Here is a 20,425-nt window from a genome sequence, read left to right on the forward strand (position 1 = left end):
TTCCCGGCGACATACGATATTAACCTGGGTTAAACTTTTCCGGTGAAACGCTGCTGATATTTGTGTCATGGAAATTGATTCATTAAAATAAAAAATAACATGAAGAGTATACAGGTCGGGGATAGCATTCCCTCATTTAAGTTGACAGATCAAAACGGAAAAGAATTTAGTTCCGCGGATTACATCGGGAAAAACAAGCTGGTCATCTACTTCTATCCAAAAGACGAAAGCGCGGTGTGTACCGCTGAAGCTTGCGCCTTCCGGGATAGTTTTGCGGATTTCACCGATGAAGGTGCGATTGTTATCGGTATCAATGCCGGTTCAGTCGACAGCCATCGTATTTTTTCACAAAAGAACAGGCTGCCATTTCAGTTGCTGAGTGATCCCGGTAATAAGGTTCTTAAACAATTCGGCATCAAACCCTGGTTGTTCTTGACAGGGAGAGAAACTTTCATTGTTGGCCGGGATGGAAAAGTCGCCTACAAATACAGGGCATTCCTGGATGGAAAGGGCCATTCTGAAAAGGTAATGGAATACCTCGCAAAGAAATAATAACAATATACGATTGATTTCATCGCTAATCCGCGCGATGAAATTAATCTTTTGTACTGCAGGAGCTTAAAAACCTGTCCATAACTTTAAGACCCCGTTTCAACTTGCCTACAGCTGACAGGTAACGCACGTTATTGTAAGCAAAACCTCACTTCGATAATAGACGGTTTATCTATTTTTTCCTACGCTTAATTTCCGCCCCCCCTTAAGTCATATCATCGTCTAATTTTATTTCTCACCGACCAAAATAGGATATAAAAAGATTATTTAGTCTAATTTTGTTTTATGGATCGGCAGATATTCAATATAAAAACATCATATCCTGCGAATTAAAAAAGACAAAAATATCTATTTATACTTAGATCAAAATGAAAAAAGAACGTTATATAGTACTGATCATCATTTTAGGAGCCTTAACCGCACTTGGGCCATTTTCAATTGATATGTACCTTCCGGGATTCCCGGCAATTGCAAAAAGTTTTGGTATTACGACTGGGCGCGTCAGCTTAAGTCTTTCCAGTTTTTTTTTAGGGATAGCCTTGGGACAAGTTTTATACGGGCCGTTGATTGACCGTTTCGGTCGCAAGAAACCTTTATACGCTGGACTGTTCCTGTATTTAGCTGCTTCCGCAGGGTGTTATTTCGCGCCATCTATCGAGGATTTAGTGGTGCTCCGGTTTATCCAGGCCGTGGGGAGCTGCGCGGCAGGCGTAGTATCAATGGCCATGGTTAGGGATCTTTTTCCTGTCGAAGACAATGCCAAGATATTCTCTTTGCTATTGCTCGTTTTGGGTGCATCTCCTATGATCGCACCCACCTTAGGCGGCCTTGTTTCAGCCGCTTTCGGATGGCAAGCGATCTTCGTCGCATTATTCCTCCTTGCGCTCGTAATATTGATCACCGTTTATGCGGTTCTTCCCGAATCCCGACAGCCTGACCGGTCTCACTCGCTCAGCGCGCGGCCAATCCTCTTGGGCTTCTGGCAGGTTATTAAAGAGCCCCAGTTCATTACTTATGCCATCGGCGGAGGGATAGCGCTATCCGGTTTGTTCGCATACGTAGCTGATTCGCCATCCATTTTTATGGAAGGCTATGGCGTGTCCAACCGCACCTACGGCTGGATCTTTGCCTTGCTCGCAATAGGATTCGTGGGTTTGAGCCAATTTAACAGGGTGTTTTCAAAATATTATAAAGCAGACCAGATTGTGATGGGCGCGGTGGGCTGTATGGCAGTAATTAGTTTTTTACTGCTCTATGGCCTGAACCAAGGTTGGTTTGGAATCGTCGGGACGGCAGTACTTATCTTTATCTTTCTGGGTTGTGTTGGCATTGTAAACCCAAATGCGGCTGCCCTTTCCATGGCGCCATTTGAAAAGGATGCCGGGTCAGCTGCTTCGCTTTTCGGGCTTATTCAGTGGGGAATAGCAGGCCTCTCTTCTATTGTAGTGAGTTTATTTAAAAGCCGGACCCCAATCCCCTTGGCTGGAATAATGACCGGGTCTGCCGTGCTTGCCCTGTTAATTCTTTTTGTCGGTCGCAGGGCGATCAAAAAACAAGTAGTTGTCACCCCTGGAAAACTGGAAATAGTTCATTAACCCCGGTTGATCAACGCTGTGATGGCATTCAAGGGGTTGGCCAGTTAAAAGGTATTCATTCACTGGCGTCAAGTTCAGCACTGTTCATTCAAGAAAATATTAATTAACTAAAATAACATTTAACAACATGTCAACATTAAAAGGAAAAATCGCCCTGGTGACCGGTGGAAGCCGTGGAATCGGCTCAGCTATTGTACATAAGCTTGCTTCAGAGGGGGCTCACATCGCGTTTACTTATATTAGCTCACCGGATAAGGCCGCTGCAATCGTAACAGAACTTGAAAACAATGGTGGCAAAGCCTTGGCCATTAAAGCAGACAGTGGTAATTCGAAAGAAATCGCGGCGGCAGTAAAACAAACGTTCGACCATTTTGGCGCTTTGGATATATTGGTGAATAATGCCGGGATCATAGTGATGGGGCCAATTGAACAGGCGGATGAATTAGCGGATCAATACGATCGTCAAATTGATGTCAATGTAAGAGGCGTTGCGGCGGCTATTCGTGAAGCAGCAAAATATATGACTGAAGGTGGTCGCATTGTTACTATAAGTTCCGCTGCGGCAAATTACCTGGGCACAGGAAATATGACCGATTATGCGGCCACCAAGGCTGCCGCTTCTGCTTATGCAAGAGGATACGCCTGGGACCTTGGCCCGAGAGGGATCACGGTAAATACGGTTCAACCAGGACCTGTTGATACGGATATGAATCCCGACGATGGCCAGTTTGCCGATTTCTTACGTTCTAAGATAGCGTTGGGCAGGTACGGTAAAGCTTCTGAAATAGCCGCTTTGGTAAATTTCCTTGTAAGTCCGGATTCGAGTTTTATAACCGGTGCGATCTTTACGATTGATGGAGGTTTGTCGGCATAAGTTACGGCGGTTGTTGCTGATAATATTTAAAAACGAACTAAAGGAGCCACGATTTGCGTTGGCTCCTTTTAATTAGGTTATGCACTCATTAAACCAGGGCTTATCAAACTGCCCGGATTGAATGCCATTACCTACATATTAGACAATAACTGCCCTTTGTGCTTTACGGCCCATTGTTTGAAAGTGATGGCTGGCTTCCCTGTAATGAAAGGAACATCATTTCGTATGGTACCTATATAACCCATTTCACCGTTGCTCACCTGCCTGGTGAATTCGATAGCGCCTTCTGCGTACCAATCCTCTACTTCGATATTTCCGCCGGTAAACACTGCCTTAAAGTCTTCATGTGATTTGAGCTCACCTTCAATTTTTTTGTTTAGTACTTCGCTCAAAATGTCGGAAATGTCAAAGGCATCTAACACCTCCGTGCTCATCCAATAGTCTTTTGCATGGTGTTTTTCAGGGCCATCCAGTAACACTTTTGCGGCCACGTTCGCGATATCCTCGCCAGCCACCCAGCCCATTCGCTGTTTTCCCCAATAGGTTGAAAATCGGCCGCCTTTCGGTGCAAAAAAAGCAAGTACGTTCTCCATGAACATGTTCGGATGAAGATTGGTCCAGCGAATGCCACTCGTTTTAATATAACTTTCAATCAACTGATGCCAGGCGAAATGAGGATCTGTGCAATCCCACTCGCCAAATATGCCTAAATGTACAATATGGCCAACTCCGGCTTTTTTTGCGGAGTCTATCAGTACTTTACTTTGGGTGAGCATCGCAACTGTATAGCCCGTCAAAACAAATAAGCGGTCAACTCCCGCCAGTGCCTTGCCAATACTTTCGGGTTTATCCAAATCGAGGTAGACGATGTCCTTTCCTAAGTCCTTCTGGCGCTCCACCTCTTCCTTTCGCCTCGATGTAATCCTGACCTTAACAGCAGTACTGTTCATTAATCTCTCGGTAATCAGTCCTCCGATCTGGCCGGTGGAACCTAATACCAAAACTGTTGGAATTATTGCATTTTCTGACATGGTAGTTTTTTCTATATCGCCGGAAAAATGATTCCGGTCACGCAAATTCAACATTAAAAATCCGGCAGGCATTCACCTATGTTAAAAAAGAATTCCCTGAAAAAAAAACCAGTATAATAAAATAACGCCCGGTTGGATTGATGTCATAAAAAAGATAATATTGTCTATTTTATAAAAATATAAATACCTTCGCTATATGACTTCACTAAAAGTCCTTTGGATATATGTTAAATAAAATAGTATGTCACAGCAATTAAACATCCGGGTCCGTGAGAAATACACGCTGACCAACACCGCCTTATTGGTAGTCGATCCCTATAATGATTTCATGACTGAAGGCGGAAAACTTTTTGAGTCTACTAAAGTTGTCCGGGAGCAGGTTGGCACGCTGGATAATATGTCTAAAATAATCGCAGAGGTCAGGTTAAGGGGCCTGCGCGTTTTTATAGTGCCTCATCGTAGGCCCACACCAACCGACAGGCAGTTTTGGAAGTTTTTAAACACGGCCCAGTCGCGTAACCTTGAATTGCAGGCCTTTGGAAAAGGAACGTGGGGTGGTGAGTTCAATCCTGTATATGGTCCGCAGGATGGCGACATTATTGTGCAGGAACATTTTGGACAGAGCGGGTTTGCGAACACCGACCTTGATCTCCAACTAAAGCAGCACAGCATAACCCATATTATACTGATCGGGATGCTGGCAAATACCTGTATAGAATCCACTGCCAGGTTCGGCATGGAACTAGGGTACCATATCACATTGGTTAAAGATGCTACGGCTGCTGCGTCGCCGGCCGGGATGCATGCTGCTCATGAAGTAAACGGGCCGTTGTTTGCGCACGCAATTTACACTACCGAAGATCTCCTGGTCAATTTGCCTCGATAAATATTGCTCAGCAAACATAGACCACCGGCGTTTTTATAGGCTCCAAAAGCTATGTTTAAGAAACTACTTAATTGAAAATATATGGAAGCCAAAATCAGGATTGCCATTCTGGACGATTACCAAGATATTGCCCGGTCTATTGTTGACTGGTCGCCATTAAATGATATTGCCGAAATAACCGCTTATCACGACCATATGGCGTCTGAAAGTGAGATTATCACCTCGCTGCTGCCTTATCAGATAATTAGTGTAATGCGGGAACGCATGCCGCTGAATGGCCGCGTCCTCGAACAGTTACCAAATCTTAAACTGGTCGTATCCACCGGTCCGGCAAACCACTCAATAGACATTAAAAAGGCCGAACAGTTGGGCATAGCCGTTAGAAATACCGGCTATATTCCAAACGGCGCACCTGAAATGACATGGGGGCTCCTGCTTTCCGCAGCGAGGAATATTCCCCAGGAATCCGCTAACGTTAAATCCGGAAAATGGCAACAGACCGTTGGAAAGGACCTTGCTGGACAAACGATAGGTATTATTGGCCTTGGAAATATCGGAATGAAAGTGGCAAGTTATGCCAAAGCCTTCGATATGAAAATCCTGGCCTGGAGCGAGCATCTAACAGATGAGGCGGCGGCGGGTGCGGGTGCGCAGAAAGTAAGTAAGGAAGAATTGTTTTATCAATCGGATTTCATAACTATTCACTTGCCATTAAGTGACCGTTCAAGAGGGATTATTACTGCCCGGGATATCGCTTCAATGAAACCCACTTCCATTTTGATCAATACGTCAAGGGGGCCCCTGGTTAACGAGGATGCTCTGATCGCCGCATTGGTAAATAAGCAGATTGCCGGCGCGGCAATCGATGTTTTTGACGTAGAGCCACTCAATTTAGACCATCCTTTCCGGTCGTTGGAAAATGTTATTGCTACGCCGCATTTAGGGTTTGTGACAGAAAACACCTATCGCGGATTCTATCAGGATACGGTGGAGGCTATAACTGAATGGTTCAATGAGAACAATCATTCAACAAAAATCTGATCATGGAAGAACTTCAAACAAGGCACCGGTCGTTACGAACCATTTTATCTTTCGCGTTAATTCCGCTTTCCGGTTTTGCTACAGATATTTACGTTCCTTCGCTGCCGTCTATCGCTACGCAGTTACATGCGCCCGCTTCGACCGTGCAGCTTACGCTAATCGTGTTTATGATCAGCTATGGCATAGCGCAGGTTTTTGTTGGCAGTTTGCTGGATAGCTTCGGCCGGTTTAAATTAGGCACCGCATCACTTTTCCTCTTCGCAATCGCGAGTTTTGCCATTGCCTTATCCAGTGATATTAATGTTATCCAGGCGATGCGTGTCGTACAAGGAGTAACAGCCGCACTGATCGTTGTTAGTAAAAGAGCTTTTTTTATCGACACCTTTTCAGGCAACCGGCTAAAACATTATACCAGCCTCTTTTCTATTATCTGGGCCACGGCTCCAATCGTTGCACCATTTATTGGCGCTTACTTACAACAACTATTCGGATGGCAGTCCAACTTTTATTTCCTTGGCGGGTATACTTTGTTGATCATGGCGCTGGAATTAATTTATGGCGCAGAATCTTTGAAAACAAGAAATCCATTTAAAGTTAGGCCAATTTTTGACGCGTATCTTACCGTTGTCAGGACCACTGACTATATGCTGGGGCTCGTCATCGTTTCACTTAACTATGCCATGCTGGTTATTTACAGCATGAGCAGCCCGTTTTTAATTGAACACCGCTATTTTTTGTCACCCATCATTACCGGATATTGCTCTTTGCTTTCCGGAATATCGTTTATGCTTGGGGGGATTATATCCAAGTTGCTGATTGCACGTCCTTTCAATTCAAAGATGTTGACCGCTATCCTTTTTCAATTTATCGTCACGATTTTGATGGCGGTAACATCAGGCATCAAGCCAGGCATCTATACGCTCATGGCCTTTACCCTGGTTATACATCTTTTATCCGGATTTAGCTTTAACAATGTTTTTGCCTACTGTCTGCAGCGGTTCACAAAAAACACCGGCATTGCCAGTGGTATAACGGGAGGCGGACTGTATATTTTGACCTCGGTTTTCAGCTATGGCCTTGCCCATATAATTGCAATCAATGATCAGCAGCTGCTGGCTTTCGCCTACATGATATTTGCGCTCTTAACTTGTACTATTTTTTATTTTTTTAGGCTAAGTAAGGACAGATTGTTATCACTTAGCCTGCCAGCATGAACAATTGCGGTCAAAAAGAGCGCGTTTCTTCGGTGTTTGCTTACTACTACGGCCTGCTAAAATCAGTTTGTCCCGACCAGTTCATGCTCTGTATACGGGCATTTCTCGCTTAACGCCCATCTTGATGAGGATGACAAAAGCCCGAATTGTGTTAAGTGATGAGAAAAATGCTTGTTTTGCCAGATGAGCCATTCATAATAGGATAATGCCCCAAATAACGGGTGCATAGCAGTCCTGCCAGGAATGGCAAAATATTTATCAAAATCATCCAACTCTATAAAGAGCTGATCTATGGAGGCCTGAAGGCTTGGATAAGCATAAAATTCGGGCAGATCGCCCGTTCTATAGTTCCTTGGCAGTAAGATATCTGAATAAATCATTAACTGCTTGGTTGTTTCCCTAACTTCGTTTGATTTTTCACAGGTACGAATGGTCTTGCCATTGGTCCATTTTACTTCATCTATCAAATGTTCGACCATCTGCTGTGAATTCATCCTCCCCCAAAGGGGAGCGGTATCTGCCCTTAGCATCGCGAACAAGCGCGTTAACTTGCCTCTATCCATTTTATATTCCGACAATTTCATCTCTTTGGCGATTAGTTCCCAACTCATAAGTACGACGAGTCAAGTTTCAAGCCAGTTTTTAAAACTATTATAAACCAAAGATTTAACAATAATAGCTAACTCCTTTTTTTACTAAATTTCGTAAAATTTATATAATCATAACTTTATTTAGGAAATAGTTTCCCTTTGTTTTCAGGTAGATAGAAGACTACTATCAGATTGAGCATCCAATTCCCGCAATTACCTTGTTTCTACATAAGACAGTCATTGGTAACGCCAATGTAAAGAATAGCCAAAGATACTATCAATCACTATAAAATAGACAAAATTATCTATTTTTGAAAACGGATACACCGAAAAACACACAACAATTAAATAGAAAAAACATGTCAAGTAAAAAAGTTGCTTTAATAACAGGCGCAAACCGCGGCATAGGTCTTGAAACTGCCAAACAATTAGGAGAAAAAGGAATCATCGTAATTTTAACTGCCAGAAAACAAACTGTTGCCGATGAAGCGGCGGCTGGCTTATCTGAATCGGGAATTGAAGCATACGGCATCGAACTTGATGTGAGAAGCGATGCCGATAGGAAAGCTGTAGCCGATTACATTGAAAAGAAATTCGGTAAACTCGATATACTGATCAATAATGCTGGCGTAGGACCAAAAGGTGCCGGATTATTCGATGTCAAAAATGTGGAAACCGATCAGGAGGAATTCGACTACGTTTTCGGAACTAATTTCTACAGTGTCGTATTCCTAACCAATGAGCTGCTGCCGCTATTGAAAAAAAGCGAAGCAGGCCGTATTGTAAACTTATCAAGTATCCTTGGGTCTCTTGGCTTACATGCACAGGACGATAGTCCGATCGCTGCTTTGAAAAGACTATCTTACAATGCATCTAAAACAGCACTAAATGTATTTACCAATCACCTTGCTGCAGAATTAGCCGATACCAAAATCAAAGTAAACTCTGCACATCCCGGATGGGTGCAAACGGAATTAGGTGGTTCTGAAGCACCGATGGAAATTACTGATGGGGCCAAAACCAGCGTCGCATTGGCACTTATCGGTGAAGAGGGACCTAATGGAAGGTTCATTCACCAGGGTGAAGAACTTCCCTGGTAATATGGATAAGCAGGTGCATTTTTGTGCCTGCTTATTTTCTGCTCCGTTTTGCAGAGTCGGCTAATGCAGTATCTCTATTCAATTTAAAACCCATATAAATTTTATGAAAGCAATTGTTTTTGATCATATAGGAGCCCCCGGCGACGTGCTATATTTAGCAGATATTCCGTTAAGGGATATTAAGGATAATGAGGTGTTGGTCCGCATGGTTGCCTCGTCGGTGATCCCCGGTGATTTTCTGTTTATGCAGAATATGTACCCGGAACCCAAAAAACCGGTATTTCCTAAGCAAATCAGCGGAAATCACGGATCAGGGATAATTGAAAAAACGGGTAAGCATGTCAAGATTGAGCCGGGATCGTTTGTTTTCTTTACCTATTACAATTCATGGGCGGAATATGCCATTGTCCCAGCAGAACGGCTAATCGCATTACCCAAAGACTACCCTCCACTGAAAGCCAGCCAACTGGTAAACTTAATAACCGCCTGGGATCTCATTGATTGTTCCGGTGTAAAAAAAGGACAGTGGCTGGTTCTTACCGCCGGCTACTCTACAGTTTCGCTACTGGCGGCCCAATTTGCAAGAAGACTTGGTATTAAAGTCATTTCGGTCGTCCGGCGCCAGCAGGAAAACCATGACTATAATGCGGCATCAGCAGACGCTATAATCAACCTGTCAGCCTTAACTGGCCCGCTGACGGGTGAGCTGCGAAGAATTACATCAAATGCAGGAATCAACGGGGTCATAGACAATGTCGGCGGACCTGCTTTAGTGGAAATGATCAAAAGTGCTGTCTACGGAAGTAAGATCATCATTAATGGAAATATGAGCCTGGAAAAATTTGCATTACATAACAATGATATCTTATTCAATGGCATCGAAATCAGGCCCTATGTATACAGGTATCTTTTGGATCCGCCAAAAGAGGCAGATAAGGCTTTCCTGGATAAGATCATAAGCATGTCGGCTGAGCCAGATTTTACGGTAAAAATTGGCGGCACCCATAAGCTGGATGATTATAAGAATGCCGTTTCGGGAACATTGTATGAAGCAGAGAAAGGAAAGCATGTGTTTGTTTTTGATCATGATCTTGTAGAAAAATAATATATGCTCAGAAACCTATCTGTTTCATAAAGTTATTATCTTCTCAAATGGAAACGCGTAAAACACAGTTAAAGCTGTGTTTTTTTCTGTCGTTACCCTTGCGGACAGGGACCGCTACCATCAATTCTACTTTTCCTCGTGCCAGGTCGCCCCGACCGGTTGTTACTGTATATCGGTAAAGGATTTACAATTACCCGAAATATCGTAAATCAAATTTCAAATTTAGCTTACAACACATTGGCTATCAACTGAATAATTAGTGGCACGTGCATTGAAAATCTGGAACACACGTCTATCTGCAAGAAAATACAACAAAACGAACGCAGGGATTTTTAAAATCAGGGCATATCAGGTTTCACAAGGGGAGAATCACGATGAACGAAAAACAGCTGCTTAAAAGAATCCGGGAATACGTTGGATCTTACTATAAGAAAAATGAAAACACCGGATTGATTTATCACACCCTGGAACGGGTGGAATACATCGTTAAGGCGGTAAAAATAATTGCTGAGGATTCAAAAGTCAACAAAAAATGTTTTTTTATGCTGGAAGCGGCTGCCTGGTTTACCGACATCGGTATTATCGATAATCCGGATGACTATGAAGAGTCAAGCATACAGATCGCGTCGTCGTTTTTAGAGCTTGAAAATGCAGACGAAGAAGTGATAGCCACTGTAGAAAGGCTTATGAAGGGTGTAAAGACCGCTCAAAGTCCGGAAGATCAGATTGAAGAAATCCTCTGTGATGCGGTTCAGTATCATTTGGGTAAAAAATGCTTTTTTGAAAGATGTGAGAAACTCCGAAAGGAACAGGCTTTTATTCAAAATAAGGCGAGCAGCAAAAAGGAATGGCTTGCGGATACGATCCTTTTCATGGAGTCGCACCATTGGCATACAGAATTTTGCAGGGCAGCACTTGGCAGAGGCAAAGAAAAAAATATCGGTGTCTTGAAAGATAAGTTAATTAATCTGGAAATGGAGCGGATTATCGTGCGTGAGCATGAGGCGGAAAAAGCCGGCCACGAAGCGAATAAAGAGAAGGAAAAAGACAGGCCAGAAAAAGGTATCGAAACGATGTTCCGAATCACCTCGTCAAATAATCAGCGGCTAAGTGACATGGCCGATAATAAGGCGCATATCCTGATCACAGTAAATTCGATCATCTTGTCGGCGATCATCAGTCTTGTTTTAAGAAAACTGGATGCAGATAGTTTCCTGGCCTATCCGACCTTCCTGTTGCTGGCCGTTAGTTTAGTCTCCATGACATTTTCTATCCTCGCAACAAGGCCGTCTATCCCGAGCGGGATCTACTCACAGGTGGACCTCGACCAAAAGAAGATTAACCTTCTTTTTTTCGGAAACTTTTACAAAATGCCGCTTGAAGACTACACTGCCGGAATGATGAAAGTGATGGATGATCGCGATTTTCTTTATCAAACACTGATTAGGGATGTGTATGGTCAGGGCGCTGTGTTGGGAAAGAAGTATCAGTTGCTCAGGATAGCTTATAGCGTTTTCATGTTCGGGTTGATCCTTGCCGTTTTGGCCTTCATCATCGTATCAGCCTTCCATCACGCCCAGGGTGTCGCGCCTCTTGTTAAACGCCCCCCTGCAGCCCACTAATACCGCCTTAAACTTGTTCAGCGATGCCAGTAATGTTTAAAATAAATCCTATGAATAGATTAACTACCGTCCTACTAATATCACTCTTGTCTGTAGGAAGCGCTTATGCGCAAAGAAGGGCTCCGATCAGAATAGCTGTTCCCGGAGACGCAGATAGTGTTAAAACCACCGTACATCCATCCTATAATAAAGTCAGCAAAATTCACCGCAAACTGTTCGGTGAGAATTTTCGCCATGAGTGGGCCGATACAGTAACCTTACCTGTAATCAGAATTTCTAGGGTTGACGGTGGTCTGAAGGCTGTGCAATATGGGGGTGGAATGGAAACGAAATCCATAAGGATGGTCGGTACGGATGGCAAGGAATGGGTTATCAGGAGTGTTGAAAAAACGCCCGACAAACTTGTACCCGAAAACTTAAGGGGAACTTTTGCACTGGATTGGGTTGATGACGAATACACCGGCCAGCATCCTTACTCGGCATTGGTCGTACCTCCGCTTGCTGAAGCAGCGAAGGTGCCTCATGCGCACCCGGTGATCGGCGTACTTGCGCCCGATCCGGAGCTCGGCCAATTTGGAAAAGACTTTTCGGGCAGGGTCGTGTTGATGGAAGAACGTGAGCCGAGCGGAAATTCGATAAATACGCTTAGGTTAATTAAAGAGCTGGCGGAGAACTATAACTATCGCCTGGATAAAGAAGAATTCTTGCGCGCCAGAATGCTGGATTTGCTGGTCGGCGATTGGGACAGGCATGAAGACCAATGGCGCTGGGCACCTTCTAAAGAAGGAAAGGAGGTGATCTATACCGGCGTTCCCCGCGACCGCGACCAGGTATTTCACGTAAACCAGGGCCTGTTTCCTACAATTGCTTCCCTTCCGTGGATCGACCCGGTTTTAGGTAATTTCTCGGGAGAAATACCACGGGTAAAATATTCTTTATTTAAAACGAGGTTTATCCAGCAGTTTCCGGATGCACAGTTCACCTACGAGGAATGGATGCACGCTGCAAACCAATTCGTTAAATCAGAAAACGACCGTGTATTGGAAGATGGCCTATATCGCCTGCCTAAAGAGCTATACGGAGTTCGCCACCGCGAATTATTTGCTATGCTAAAAAAGAGAAGGGATGCAATTCCGGCAGCCATGTCTGAATACTACCATTTCATTAATCGCATTGTCGATATCAGGGCTACAGATAAGGACGAAGCTTTTACCATAACAGATGGTGGCGACAGATCTCTGAACATTACCATTCAAAAAGTAAATAAAAAAGGCATTGCCGGTGATACGATCATGAATATGCGGTACAGACGGGATATAACTAGAGAAATAAGACTATACATCTCCGACGGCAATGACCATGTGCTCATCAATAATGCAAGTTCTCCGATAAAGCTCAGAGTCATAGGAGCAAGCGGAGAAAAGAGCTACGAGGTTCAGAAAGCCTACAAAAAAGTGCAGGTCTATGACAGGAAAGACAGTGTCCAATTCACCGGAAATAGGTCAAGGCTGAGCGAGCATCTATCAAATGACACATCGAATACTCGCTTCATTAGTACTAATCCATACAATATTGTCACCCCGTTGGCAACGGGTACATTAAATAAGGATGACGGCTTCTTACTGGGCCTGGGATTCAAATATGTCGGAAAGGACGGGTTTAGAAAACTGCCATATTCAACCGAGCAGGAATTTATGATATTCCATTCTTTCAAAACCAGCGCTTTCCGGATCAATTATTCCGGCCAATGGATGCAGGTTATCGGGAAAGCAGACTTTTTGTTCAATGCAACGATAGACGCGCCGGACAATAATATGAATTTTTTCGGGCAAGGGAATCAAACTAATTTGAATAAATCAATTATTGACTACCGTAAATTTTACAGGACAAGGTTTGATTATTTTCAGTTTGATCCTGCCCTTCGCTGGCACACAGGAAAAGGCAGCTTCATTGCTGCCGGCCCGTCTGTCCAATTCTACCATTTCGATGCCACCGGAAATGCCGGACGCTCTGTAACACAGCCAGGGCTGATCAAATCCTATGACAGCACTTCGTATGAAAGAGATAAATCGCACGTCGGTTTGATCGTCAACTACGTCAGCAATACCAAGGATAATCAATTGCTACCTACCAAAGGTTATTATATAGATTTGAAATTACAGGCTTATACAGGCTTAAACAGCAACTCTAAGTCTTTCGCGCAGCTCAAACCGGAGTTTACCTTTTTTCAAAAAGTAGATTCTGGCGCCCGCTTGGTGCTATCAGACAGAATTGGAGGTGGTATGAGCGTTGGAAACCCGGCTTTTTACCAGGAATTTTTCCTTGGGGGCCAGGGCAACCTCTTGGGTTATCTGCAAAACAGATTTTCGGGACAGCAAATGGCATTCAATGATTTCCAGGCCAGGTTTAAAATCGCAAATCTTGGGGGGTATATTTTACCGGGACAGCTCGGTATAACCGGATTCTATGACATTGGCCGCGTCTGGTTAGACGGAGAGCACAATGACACATGGCATTACGGCACGGGCGGCGGGATTTACTTCGCACCTGCCAGCTTAACCGTAATACAAGTTATCGCGGGTCATTCAAAAGAAGGATGGTACCCTTATGTAGCCTTCAACTTCCGTCTCTGATTAAACCGATAAAAAATTACAATTATTAGAAATCGATCTTAAAATTTAATAATGATGGAAAATCAAGGACGGCGGCGTAATGTCCCGTGTAAAAAAACTTACCGAAAAGAAGAATACCTGTACGGTAGCGCAGGAGAAAATCCCGAAAGGGTGGAAATGCGAAGTGCTGGTGCTATCAAAACTATATCAAATAAAATTCGGGAATAAAATGAATTCAAAAGCTTGACTTATTCAATTCTTGCGTATTAACAATTAGAGTTATGGAAACCAATTATTGCGAGCCGCTGATCGATTACATACAGAAGTCGGTCAAGCTTACGGACGAGGAAAGTGCAGCGATTAAAAAGCAATGTAAGGAGGTCGTATTTCCCAAGGGCGGTTTTATTACCCAGGAGGGAAATTATTCAAGATATGCCTATTTCATCGTTTCGGGCCAAGCCCGGTCCTATTATATAGATGACCAGGGCAAAACTACTACCTGGCTTTTCCATTTTAATGAACCTTTCAGCAGTCCAAAAAATCTATTCGTGGCGGATTACAAAAGTTTTTTGACCAATGGCCCCGGAACGCTCACCATAGAAGCATTAACAGATGTCACGGTCATTCAATGGAGCTTTTCCGACTTCGAGTTTTTACTGGAACATGTGCCGGTATTTGGAACATGGATCAGGAAGCTAAATGAAAGTCTTTTTATTAATATATATGATCGGACACTGACGCTAATGACCATGTCGGCCCAGCAGCGGTATGAGAGGATGCTGAATGACGAACCTCATCTTTGTCAAATGTTCTCTAATTATTATGTCGCCTCTTATTTGAGTTTAGCGCCGCAATCGCTGAGCCGGATTAAAGGTGCGGTTAATCAGGGGCATCTCGCTATGGCGGTATAATGTGCGCTAAGACAAAATATTACTGTAGAAAGTTATTAAGTTACCAGTATTGGACAGACACGCTTATAATGAATTCAACAAAACACATTATAATATTAGACTTATGAAAACTGTCACCCTGAGCAGCCCTAAAGGAAAATGGATACTGGCATCGGCAGTTTTAACATCTTCGATGGCGTTTATAGATGGCACTGCCCTAAACGTGGTGTTACCGTCCTTACAGAAGAATCTCGGCGCAAGCGGAAGCGACCTGTTTTGGATCCTGAACGCCTATCTGGTGATGCTGGCCTCTCTGATGCTGATCGGTGGTTCCTTAGGGGATAGGTTAGGTCATAAAAAAGTTTTCATGTATGGTACTGCAATATTTATCATCGGCTCGGCCGCTTGTGGATTATCTGCGAATGCGTTTCATCTAATCCTGTTCAGATTATTACAGGGAGCAGGGGGCGCATTTATGATCCCAGGCAGTTTATCGATTATTTCCTCCTCAATAAACAGCGATGAACGCGGTAAGGCAATTGGAACCTGGTCATCTTTTACCACGTTGGTCACCTTAGGCGGTCCTGTTTTGGGTGGTGCGCTTGCAGATATCGGATTATGGCGTTATATCTTTTTCATTAACGTGCCAATAGGTATTGTAGCTTTATTGATTTTATGGCGCCATGTTAATGAACCATTGCCTGCAAAAAATAGGCCGCCCCTTGACATTTTGGGAGCTGTTGCTATTGGTTCGGCATTGGCCTTGATTACTTATGGAGTATTGAGCAGCACGTCAACCGGCCATAATCGCTGGGTGTCGCCGGTCTTGCTCGCCGCGGGCATTATTCTTGTCTTCGTATTTATCTTAGTCGAACATCGAAGTGATCATCCGATGATGCCGTTATCCCTATTTTCTAATATTTCCTTTAGTGGGGCAAATTTACTGACTTTCTTTTTATATGCAGCTTTGAGCTGCGGCATGCTTTTCCTATCATTAGACCTGGTGCAGATACAGGGTTATAGTCAATTACAATCGGGCCTTGCCTTTCTGCCTTTTACCTTGTTGGTATTAAGCTTCGCGGGATATGCAGGAAGACTGGCTGACAAATACGGCTCCCGTTGGTTTCTGACCTGTGGGCCTTTTACTTCAGGTATAGGGTTATTGCTGCTTTCGTTACAAGGTCAAACTAACGGCCCGGCAGATTACTGGACTACCTTTTTACCAGGAATGATAATTTTTGGATTAGGAATGGCATTTACCGTTGCTCCCCTTACCAGCACAGTGATGGGAGCAGTAAGTGCCGAATATTCCGGTGTCGCCTCTGGAATCAATAATGCTATAACGAGAATAGCGAACGTTTTGGCTTATGCCATGCTTGGGGCATTTGCTGTCATTATCTTTTCAAAAAGCCTGAATAGTCAGATCAGCACCATTCCGCTATCCGCCGTGGAAAAAACACAAGTGTTGGAACAGGTAGGAAACCTCGGAAATGCGAAAGTCCCGGCAGCGATCAGGCCAACTTTAAAGCCCATTGTCACCAGGGCATTTCATTTAAGCTTTATCGACGCTTTTAAACTGTTGCTTCGATGCGCTGCTATGCTGGTATTCAGTGGAGGATTGATCGCATTTTTTACGATCAGGCAGACTAAATCATAACTTTAGCTGGTTACATTTCAGGGATTCGAGCTAAATTTAAAAGAAGGCTGGAAACAAAAGAAGATATTTTATTCTTATACATCTAAATGTCAAAATGTTACCGTTGGTATATTGGGGCCTTTTTCAATATGTTTTAAAAGACAATTATATCTAAATTTGTATAATTGTCAGAAAATGAAGAAGGCGGAAAAAACAAAACAGTTTATCATTGAACAAGCAGCCCCTATTTATAACGAAAAGGGAATTGCAGGAACAACCATCGATGAGGTGCTTGAGGCAGCTAATGTGGCTCGTGGATGTTTATATAACCACTTTGTAAATAAAGATGCGTTATCCTATGCGACAGCTGATTATTTGTTGAAGAAAAACGATGACGTTGTCAGCAGCGCTGTAAATAAGGGTAAAACCGCTAAAGAAAAAATACACGCTTATTTAAATTTCAGTATCAACCCGCTGGAAACACATATTACCGGCGGCTGTCCTATATTTAATCTGGCCGCTGAAGCTGACGATAATAATCCCATTGTAAAAGAGAAGGTTAAAAAATCAATTCTTGCTGCGCACCGTTTCTTTACTTCAATTCTGAAAGAGGGCATTAAAAACGGCGAGTTTATAGAAACGTTTGATGTCAATGCTTTCGCCTACAAGTTGTTTGCAAGCGTAGAAGGTACAATCTTGATCTGTCGTGTATTGGGTACCAATCAACCAATGCAGTCTGTTATAAAAAGCCTTAAGTTGGAACTGCAATCGTATGAAATAAATAATTCCACTCAGCGACAGACGGTTAAATAGTTTTATACTCATTTTCACAACGGGGTTATGTATGATCTTAAAGTTGGCAGAATTATCCGTCAGAGATCGCATAAGGAACTCTTTTTTCAAATGTTTACAGTATAATTGTAACATAGGCGATAATTCAACAATTTAGTATGTTGGAATATATTAAAGAAAAAATCAACTAAGCATCTTATCGCGGTTGAAGCATTATGTTACTGCGACATCATTCTTTTCCTTATCCGGCTTAATGAAGGTCCTTTAATCCCCAGGTAAGAGGCGATATGATATAAGGGAACAACATTAAAGATGTCGGGGTGCTGTTTCAGCAATTCGGCGTATCTTTCCTCTGCGGATCTGAACAATAAACCTTCGGTAGCATCCATTACCGCCTGAAAAGCCTGTTCCGCAACCATGCGTCCGAACCGTTCCCATTTATGCGATTGTTGATAAAGCATATTGAGTGAATCTATATGGATGTAAAGAATTGTCGAATCCATCATTGATTCGGTAAAATAGCTGCAGGCCGTTTGGCTGAGGAAGCTCTTATAAGATGCAATAAATTCATTGTTACCAAAGAAAAGCATGTTCCGTTCCTCACCGGTGTTTTCGTCAATCCGGTAAATTCTGAATACGCCATTTATAATAAATCCAAGATGCTTGCATATGTTTTTGTATTCGTTATAGAACTCACCTTTTTTGTAGTGCTTCAATTGCCAGTAGGGCACAGACAGCGCGAAGCTCTCTTTATCCATCCCGATCTTATTGATAAATACGTCTTCCAGTTTTTCCAGTTCAGTCATTGTTCACGATCAAATGGTATAAATTAAAAAACTCACTGAATGCTATCAGTGAGTTTTAGTTGCTGTTTTTTATTAATTATTTTGACGCAGCAAGAATATCTGCTGCCAGCTTATTTGGCACAGAGATAAACGGTGTATGGCTGCTATCCAGCAAGAATGTCTTTTTCACACCTGAAGCCTGAACCATTGTTTGCTGATAAGGATAGCTGATCGCATGGTCTTTTGCTGTATAGATGTAAGCTTTCTTTACGCTTCCATAATTTGCGTCCGTCAGGGTAGCTGGCGTAGCTAAAGGGGCAAGCGGCTCGGTTTTCCAATTGGCAATTACATAGTCCTGAACATTTTTAGGAGCATCTTCCAGGAACACATCCACAATGCCATCTTTAGTAATGATCGCAGCCCCGTGATCCTTGTCAATCTGCAGGTATTTGCCTGTATGACTGCCGGCGTCTTTTTGTGCCAGTGTAAGGAGACTTTCGCCGTTTTTTGGCAAATATGCAGCCAGGTAGACTAATTCCTTGATTTGGCCAGGAATTTGTTCCGCCACTTCACTGATGACAATACCGGCCATGCTATGACCAACTAAAACGACGTTCTTTTTGTCGCCGATAGCAGTCTTTACCGCGTCTACATAACTTTGAAGACTGATTCCGGCAAATGAAGCTGTGTCTGTTCCATGGCCCGGAAGGTTAACGGCAACGACCTCGTGGCCTTTTGCTTTTAAGTTACCTACCACGGCGTCCCATGCTGTTGCATCCGACCAGGCGCCGTGTACTAATACGATAGTTTCCATTTGTTTGGTGGTTCTTGCTTGAGAGAATGAGGCAACGCTCATTATCGAAAAAAATAGAATTAAAATTGTTGATTTCATTTTGGTAAGTTTTAAAATACTTATTTGTTTAACTGAACAAAGCTACCCTCGTGAGATCGCAATAACTTTCACCTGTGTTAAAATCGTAAAACCACAACTAAAACTTATAAAAGGATGACAAAAGATACTTTAATCACATTGAATTCGCGGGAGTTGTCATAAACCACGCTCATCACCATCAGACCAGATCTATACCTTTAATAGGTTCAATGTGATTTTACCGATTGCCCGCCCACTTTGCAGCAGTAGATGTGCATTTGCCATTTCACTGAAAGGAAAGGTTGCGCCTACGTAAGGTTTAATAGATCCATTTTCCAAAAGAATGGCTATTTCTTTCATGTTTGCACCACTTGGCTTGACTTGCGGATTTTTAGCGGTCACCTCTTTTTCACGCGCCTTCTTTAACAGGGTTTCAGTTACACCAAATACAATGCTGATAACAGTGCCGCCTCGATTTACCAACTCGATTGACTTTTCGGTATTCATTCCACCCAGCGGATCTAAAATGTAATCAATGTCACTAACCACCTCTTCGACCACCTGGTTTTTATAGTCGACATGTTCATCGGCTCCTAAGGACAGTATAAAGTTTTTATTTGCCGCAGAAGACGTGCCTATAACGTAGGCCCCCAAATGTTTAGCCATCTGAACCGCAAAGTGTCCTACGCCGCCAGAAGCAGCGTGGATTAACACCCGGTCGTTTTTTTTAACCTTTCCATGTACGGTCAGCGCCTGCCATGCAGTTAGCGCAGATAAAGTAGCGGCGGCTCCTTCATCAAAGTTAATATTCGCGGGTTTAATGGCCAGTTGTGACGCTTTAGCCGCCACAAACTCAGCGTAAGCGTTTCCTAACTTTGGATAGTTAACCATGGCGAATACCTCATCGCCTGTTTTGAAGCCCATCACTTCCGCGCCTATTTCCGTGATGATTCCGCAAATATCCCAGCCTAAAATAAGCGGCAATGGATCCTTTTCACGTCCTACCATCTTGGCTCCCTGCCGTATTTTTAAATCAACCGGATTTATACTTATTGCTTTTATTAGAACCAATATTTCATCGGCTCCTATCGTGGGAACGGGCACTTCCGTAAGACTTAGGCTTTCTACTCCACCAAAATTTTTCAAAATTATTGCTTTCATATGCATAGGGACAGTCGACTGAACCATCTGATGCAAAAATAGATAATTTTGTCTATTTTTATTCAAAA

Annotated in this window: 18 protein-coding genes; 13 read left to right on the forward strand and 5 right to left on the reverse strand. The window is 43.2% G+C overall.

The annotated features are described in order from the left end of the window. Nucleotides 1-99: 99 nt before the first annotated feature. From WC743_RS03845 to WC743_RS03855, 3 genes are all read left to right on the forward strand, one after another. Nucleotides 100-552, forward strand: a complete 453-nt coding sequence (locus tag WC743_RS03845; protein WP_373010469.1) for a peroxiredoxin — start codon at nucleotides 100-102, stop codon at nucleotides 550-552. Between the two features lie 368 nt (nucleotides 553-920). Then, nucleotides 921-2,147 (forward strand): multidrug effflux MFS transporter, encoded by a 1,227-nt coding sequence (locus WC743_RS03850; protein WP_373010471.1) that lies wholly within the window; start codon nucleotides 921-923, stop codon nucleotides 2,145-2,147. Between the two features lie 127 nt (nucleotides 2,148-2,274). Next, entirely contained in the window at nucleotides 2,275-3,021 is a 747-nt protein-coding gene (locus WC743_RS03855; RefSeq protein WP_373010472.1) for an SDR family NAD(P)-dependent oxidoreductase, read from the forward strand. A gap of 131 nt (nucleotides 3,022-3,152) precedes the next feature. On the opposite strand, the gene WC743_RS03860 is transcribed toward WC743_RS03855, so the two are convergent. Continuing rightward, nucleotides 3,153-4,097, reverse strand: coding sequence for an NmrA family NAD(P)-binding protein (locus tag WC743_RS03860; RefSeq protein WP_373010473.1), 945 nt, complete (start codon nucleotides 4,095-4,097; stop codon nucleotides 3,153-3,155). A gap of 196 nt (nucleotides 4,098-4,293) precedes the next feature. Between WC743_RS03860 and WC743_RS03865 the strand changes: the two genes are divergently transcribed. The 3 genes from WC743_RS03865 to WC743_RS03875 all read left to right on the forward strand — a co-directional run bounded on the left by WC743_RS03865 (nucleotide 4,294) and on the right by WC743_RS03875 (nucleotide 7,193). Continuing rightward, the gene (locus WC743_RS03865) at nucleotides 4,294-4,938 is read left to right on the forward strand and encodes a cysteine hydrolase (RefSeq protein ID WP_373010474.1); all 645 of its coding nucleotides are present in this window, start codon (nucleotides 4,294-4,296) and stop codon (nucleotides 4,936-4,938) included. 81 nt (nucleotides 4,939-5,019) lie between these two features. Beyond that, entirely contained in the window at nucleotides 5,020-5,979 is a 960-nt protein-coding gene (locus WC743_RS03870) for a D-2-hydroxyacid dehydrogenase family protein (RefSeq protein ID WP_373010475.1), read from the forward strand. Nucleotides 5,980-5,981: 2 nt separating this feature from the next. Further along, complete coding sequence (locus tag WC743_RS03875) at nucleotides 5,982-7,193, forward strand: MFS transporter (protein WP_373010476.1); 1,212 nt, start codon at nucleotides 5,982-5,984, stop codon at nucleotides 7,191-7,193. 62 nt (nucleotides 7,194-7,255) lie between these two features. Here WC743_RS03875 and WC743_RS03880 read toward each other — a convergent pair whose 3' ends face one another. Further along, complete coding sequence (locus tag WC743_RS03880) at nucleotides 7,256-7,804, reverse strand: hypothetical protein (protein WP_373010477.1); 549 nt, start codon at nucleotides 7,802-7,804, stop codon at nucleotides 7,256-7,258. Between the two features lie 338 nt (nucleotides 7,805-8,142). On the opposite strand from WC743_RS03880, the gene WC743_RS03885 reads away from it, so the two are divergent. From WC743_RS03885 to WC743_RS03915, 7 genes are all read left to right on the forward strand, one after another. Continuing rightward, on the forward strand, nucleotides 8,143-8,883 hold the full coding sequence (locus WC743_RS03885) for an SDR family oxidoreductase (RefSeq protein WP_373010478.1): 741 nt from the start codon (nucleotides 8,143-8,145) through the stop codon (nucleotides 8,881-8,883). Between the two features lie 103 nt (nucleotides 8,884-8,986). Continuing rightward, the gene (locus WC743_RS03890) at nucleotides 8,987-9,988 is read left to right on the forward strand and encodes a zinc-binding alcohol dehydrogenase family protein (RefSeq protein ID WP_373010479.1); all 1,002 of its coding nucleotides are present in this window, start codon (nucleotides 8,987-8,989) and stop codon (nucleotides 9,986-9,988) included. A 374-nt stretch (nucleotides 9,989-10,362) separates the two neighbouring features. After that, nucleotides 10,363-11,610 (forward strand): Pycsar system effector family protein, encoded by a 1,248-nt coding sequence (locus WC743_RS03895; protein ID WP_373010480.1) that lies wholly within the window; start codon nucleotides 10,363-10,365, stop codon nucleotides 11,608-11,610. A 50-nt stretch (nucleotides 11,611-11,660) separates the two neighbouring features. Beyond that, entirely contained in the window at nucleotides 11,661-14,243 is a 2,583-nt protein-coding gene (locus WC743_RS03900) for a BamA/TamA family outer membrane protein (protein WP_373010481.1), read from the forward strand. Nucleotides 14,244-14,503: 260 nt separating this feature from the next. Continuing rightward, nucleotides 14,504-15,133, forward strand: coding sequence for a Crp/Fnr family transcriptional regulator (locus tag WC743_RS03905; RefSeq protein ID WP_373010482.1), 630 nt, complete (start codon nucleotides 14,504-14,506; stop codon nucleotides 15,131-15,133). Between the two features lie 103 nt (nucleotides 15,134-15,236). Beyond that, nucleotides 15,237-16,769, forward strand: coding sequence for an MFS transporter (locus WC743_RS03910; protein ID WP_373010483.1), 1,533 nt, complete (start codon nucleotides 15,237-15,239; stop codon nucleotides 16,767-16,769). A 174-nt stretch (nucleotides 16,770-16,943) separates the two neighbouring features. Beyond that, on the forward strand, nucleotides 16,944-17,561 hold the full coding sequence (locus WC743_RS03915; protein WP_373010484.1) for a TetR/AcrR family transcriptional regulator: 618 nt from the start codon (nucleotides 16,944-16,946) through the stop codon (nucleotides 17,559-17,561). A 197-nt stretch (nucleotides 17,562-17,758) separates the two neighbouring features. On the opposite strand, the gene WC743_RS03920 is transcribed toward WC743_RS03915, so the two are convergent. From WC743_RS03920 to WC743_RS03930, 3 genes are all read right to left on the reverse strand, one after another. Next, complete coding sequence (locus tag WC743_RS03920) at nucleotides 17,759-18,346, reverse strand: Crp/Fnr family transcriptional regulator (RefSeq protein ID WP_373010485.1); 588 nt, start codon at nucleotides 18,344-18,346, stop codon at nucleotides 17,759-17,761. A 76-nt stretch (nucleotides 18,347-18,422) separates the two neighbouring features. After that, a complete protein-coding gene (locus WC743_RS03925; protein ID WP_373010486.1) occupies nucleotides 18,423-19,217 on the reverse strand; it encodes an alpha/beta fold hydrolase in 795 nt (264 codons plus the stop codon). A 189-nt stretch (nucleotides 19,218-19,406) separates the two neighbouring features. Further along, complete coding sequence (locus WC743_RS03930) at nucleotides 19,407-20,357, reverse strand: NADP-dependent oxidoreductase (RefSeq protein ID WP_373010487.1); 951 nt, start codon at nucleotides 20,355-20,357, stop codon at nucleotides 19,407-19,409. Nucleotides 20,358-20,425 lie beyond the last annotated feature (68 nt).

This window comes from Mucilaginibacter sp. (genome assembly GCF_041660805.1).
In the GTDB taxonomy this organism is placed as follows: domain Bacteria; phylum Bacteroidota; class Bacteroidia; order Sphingobacteriales; family Sphingobacteriaceae; genus Mucilaginibacter.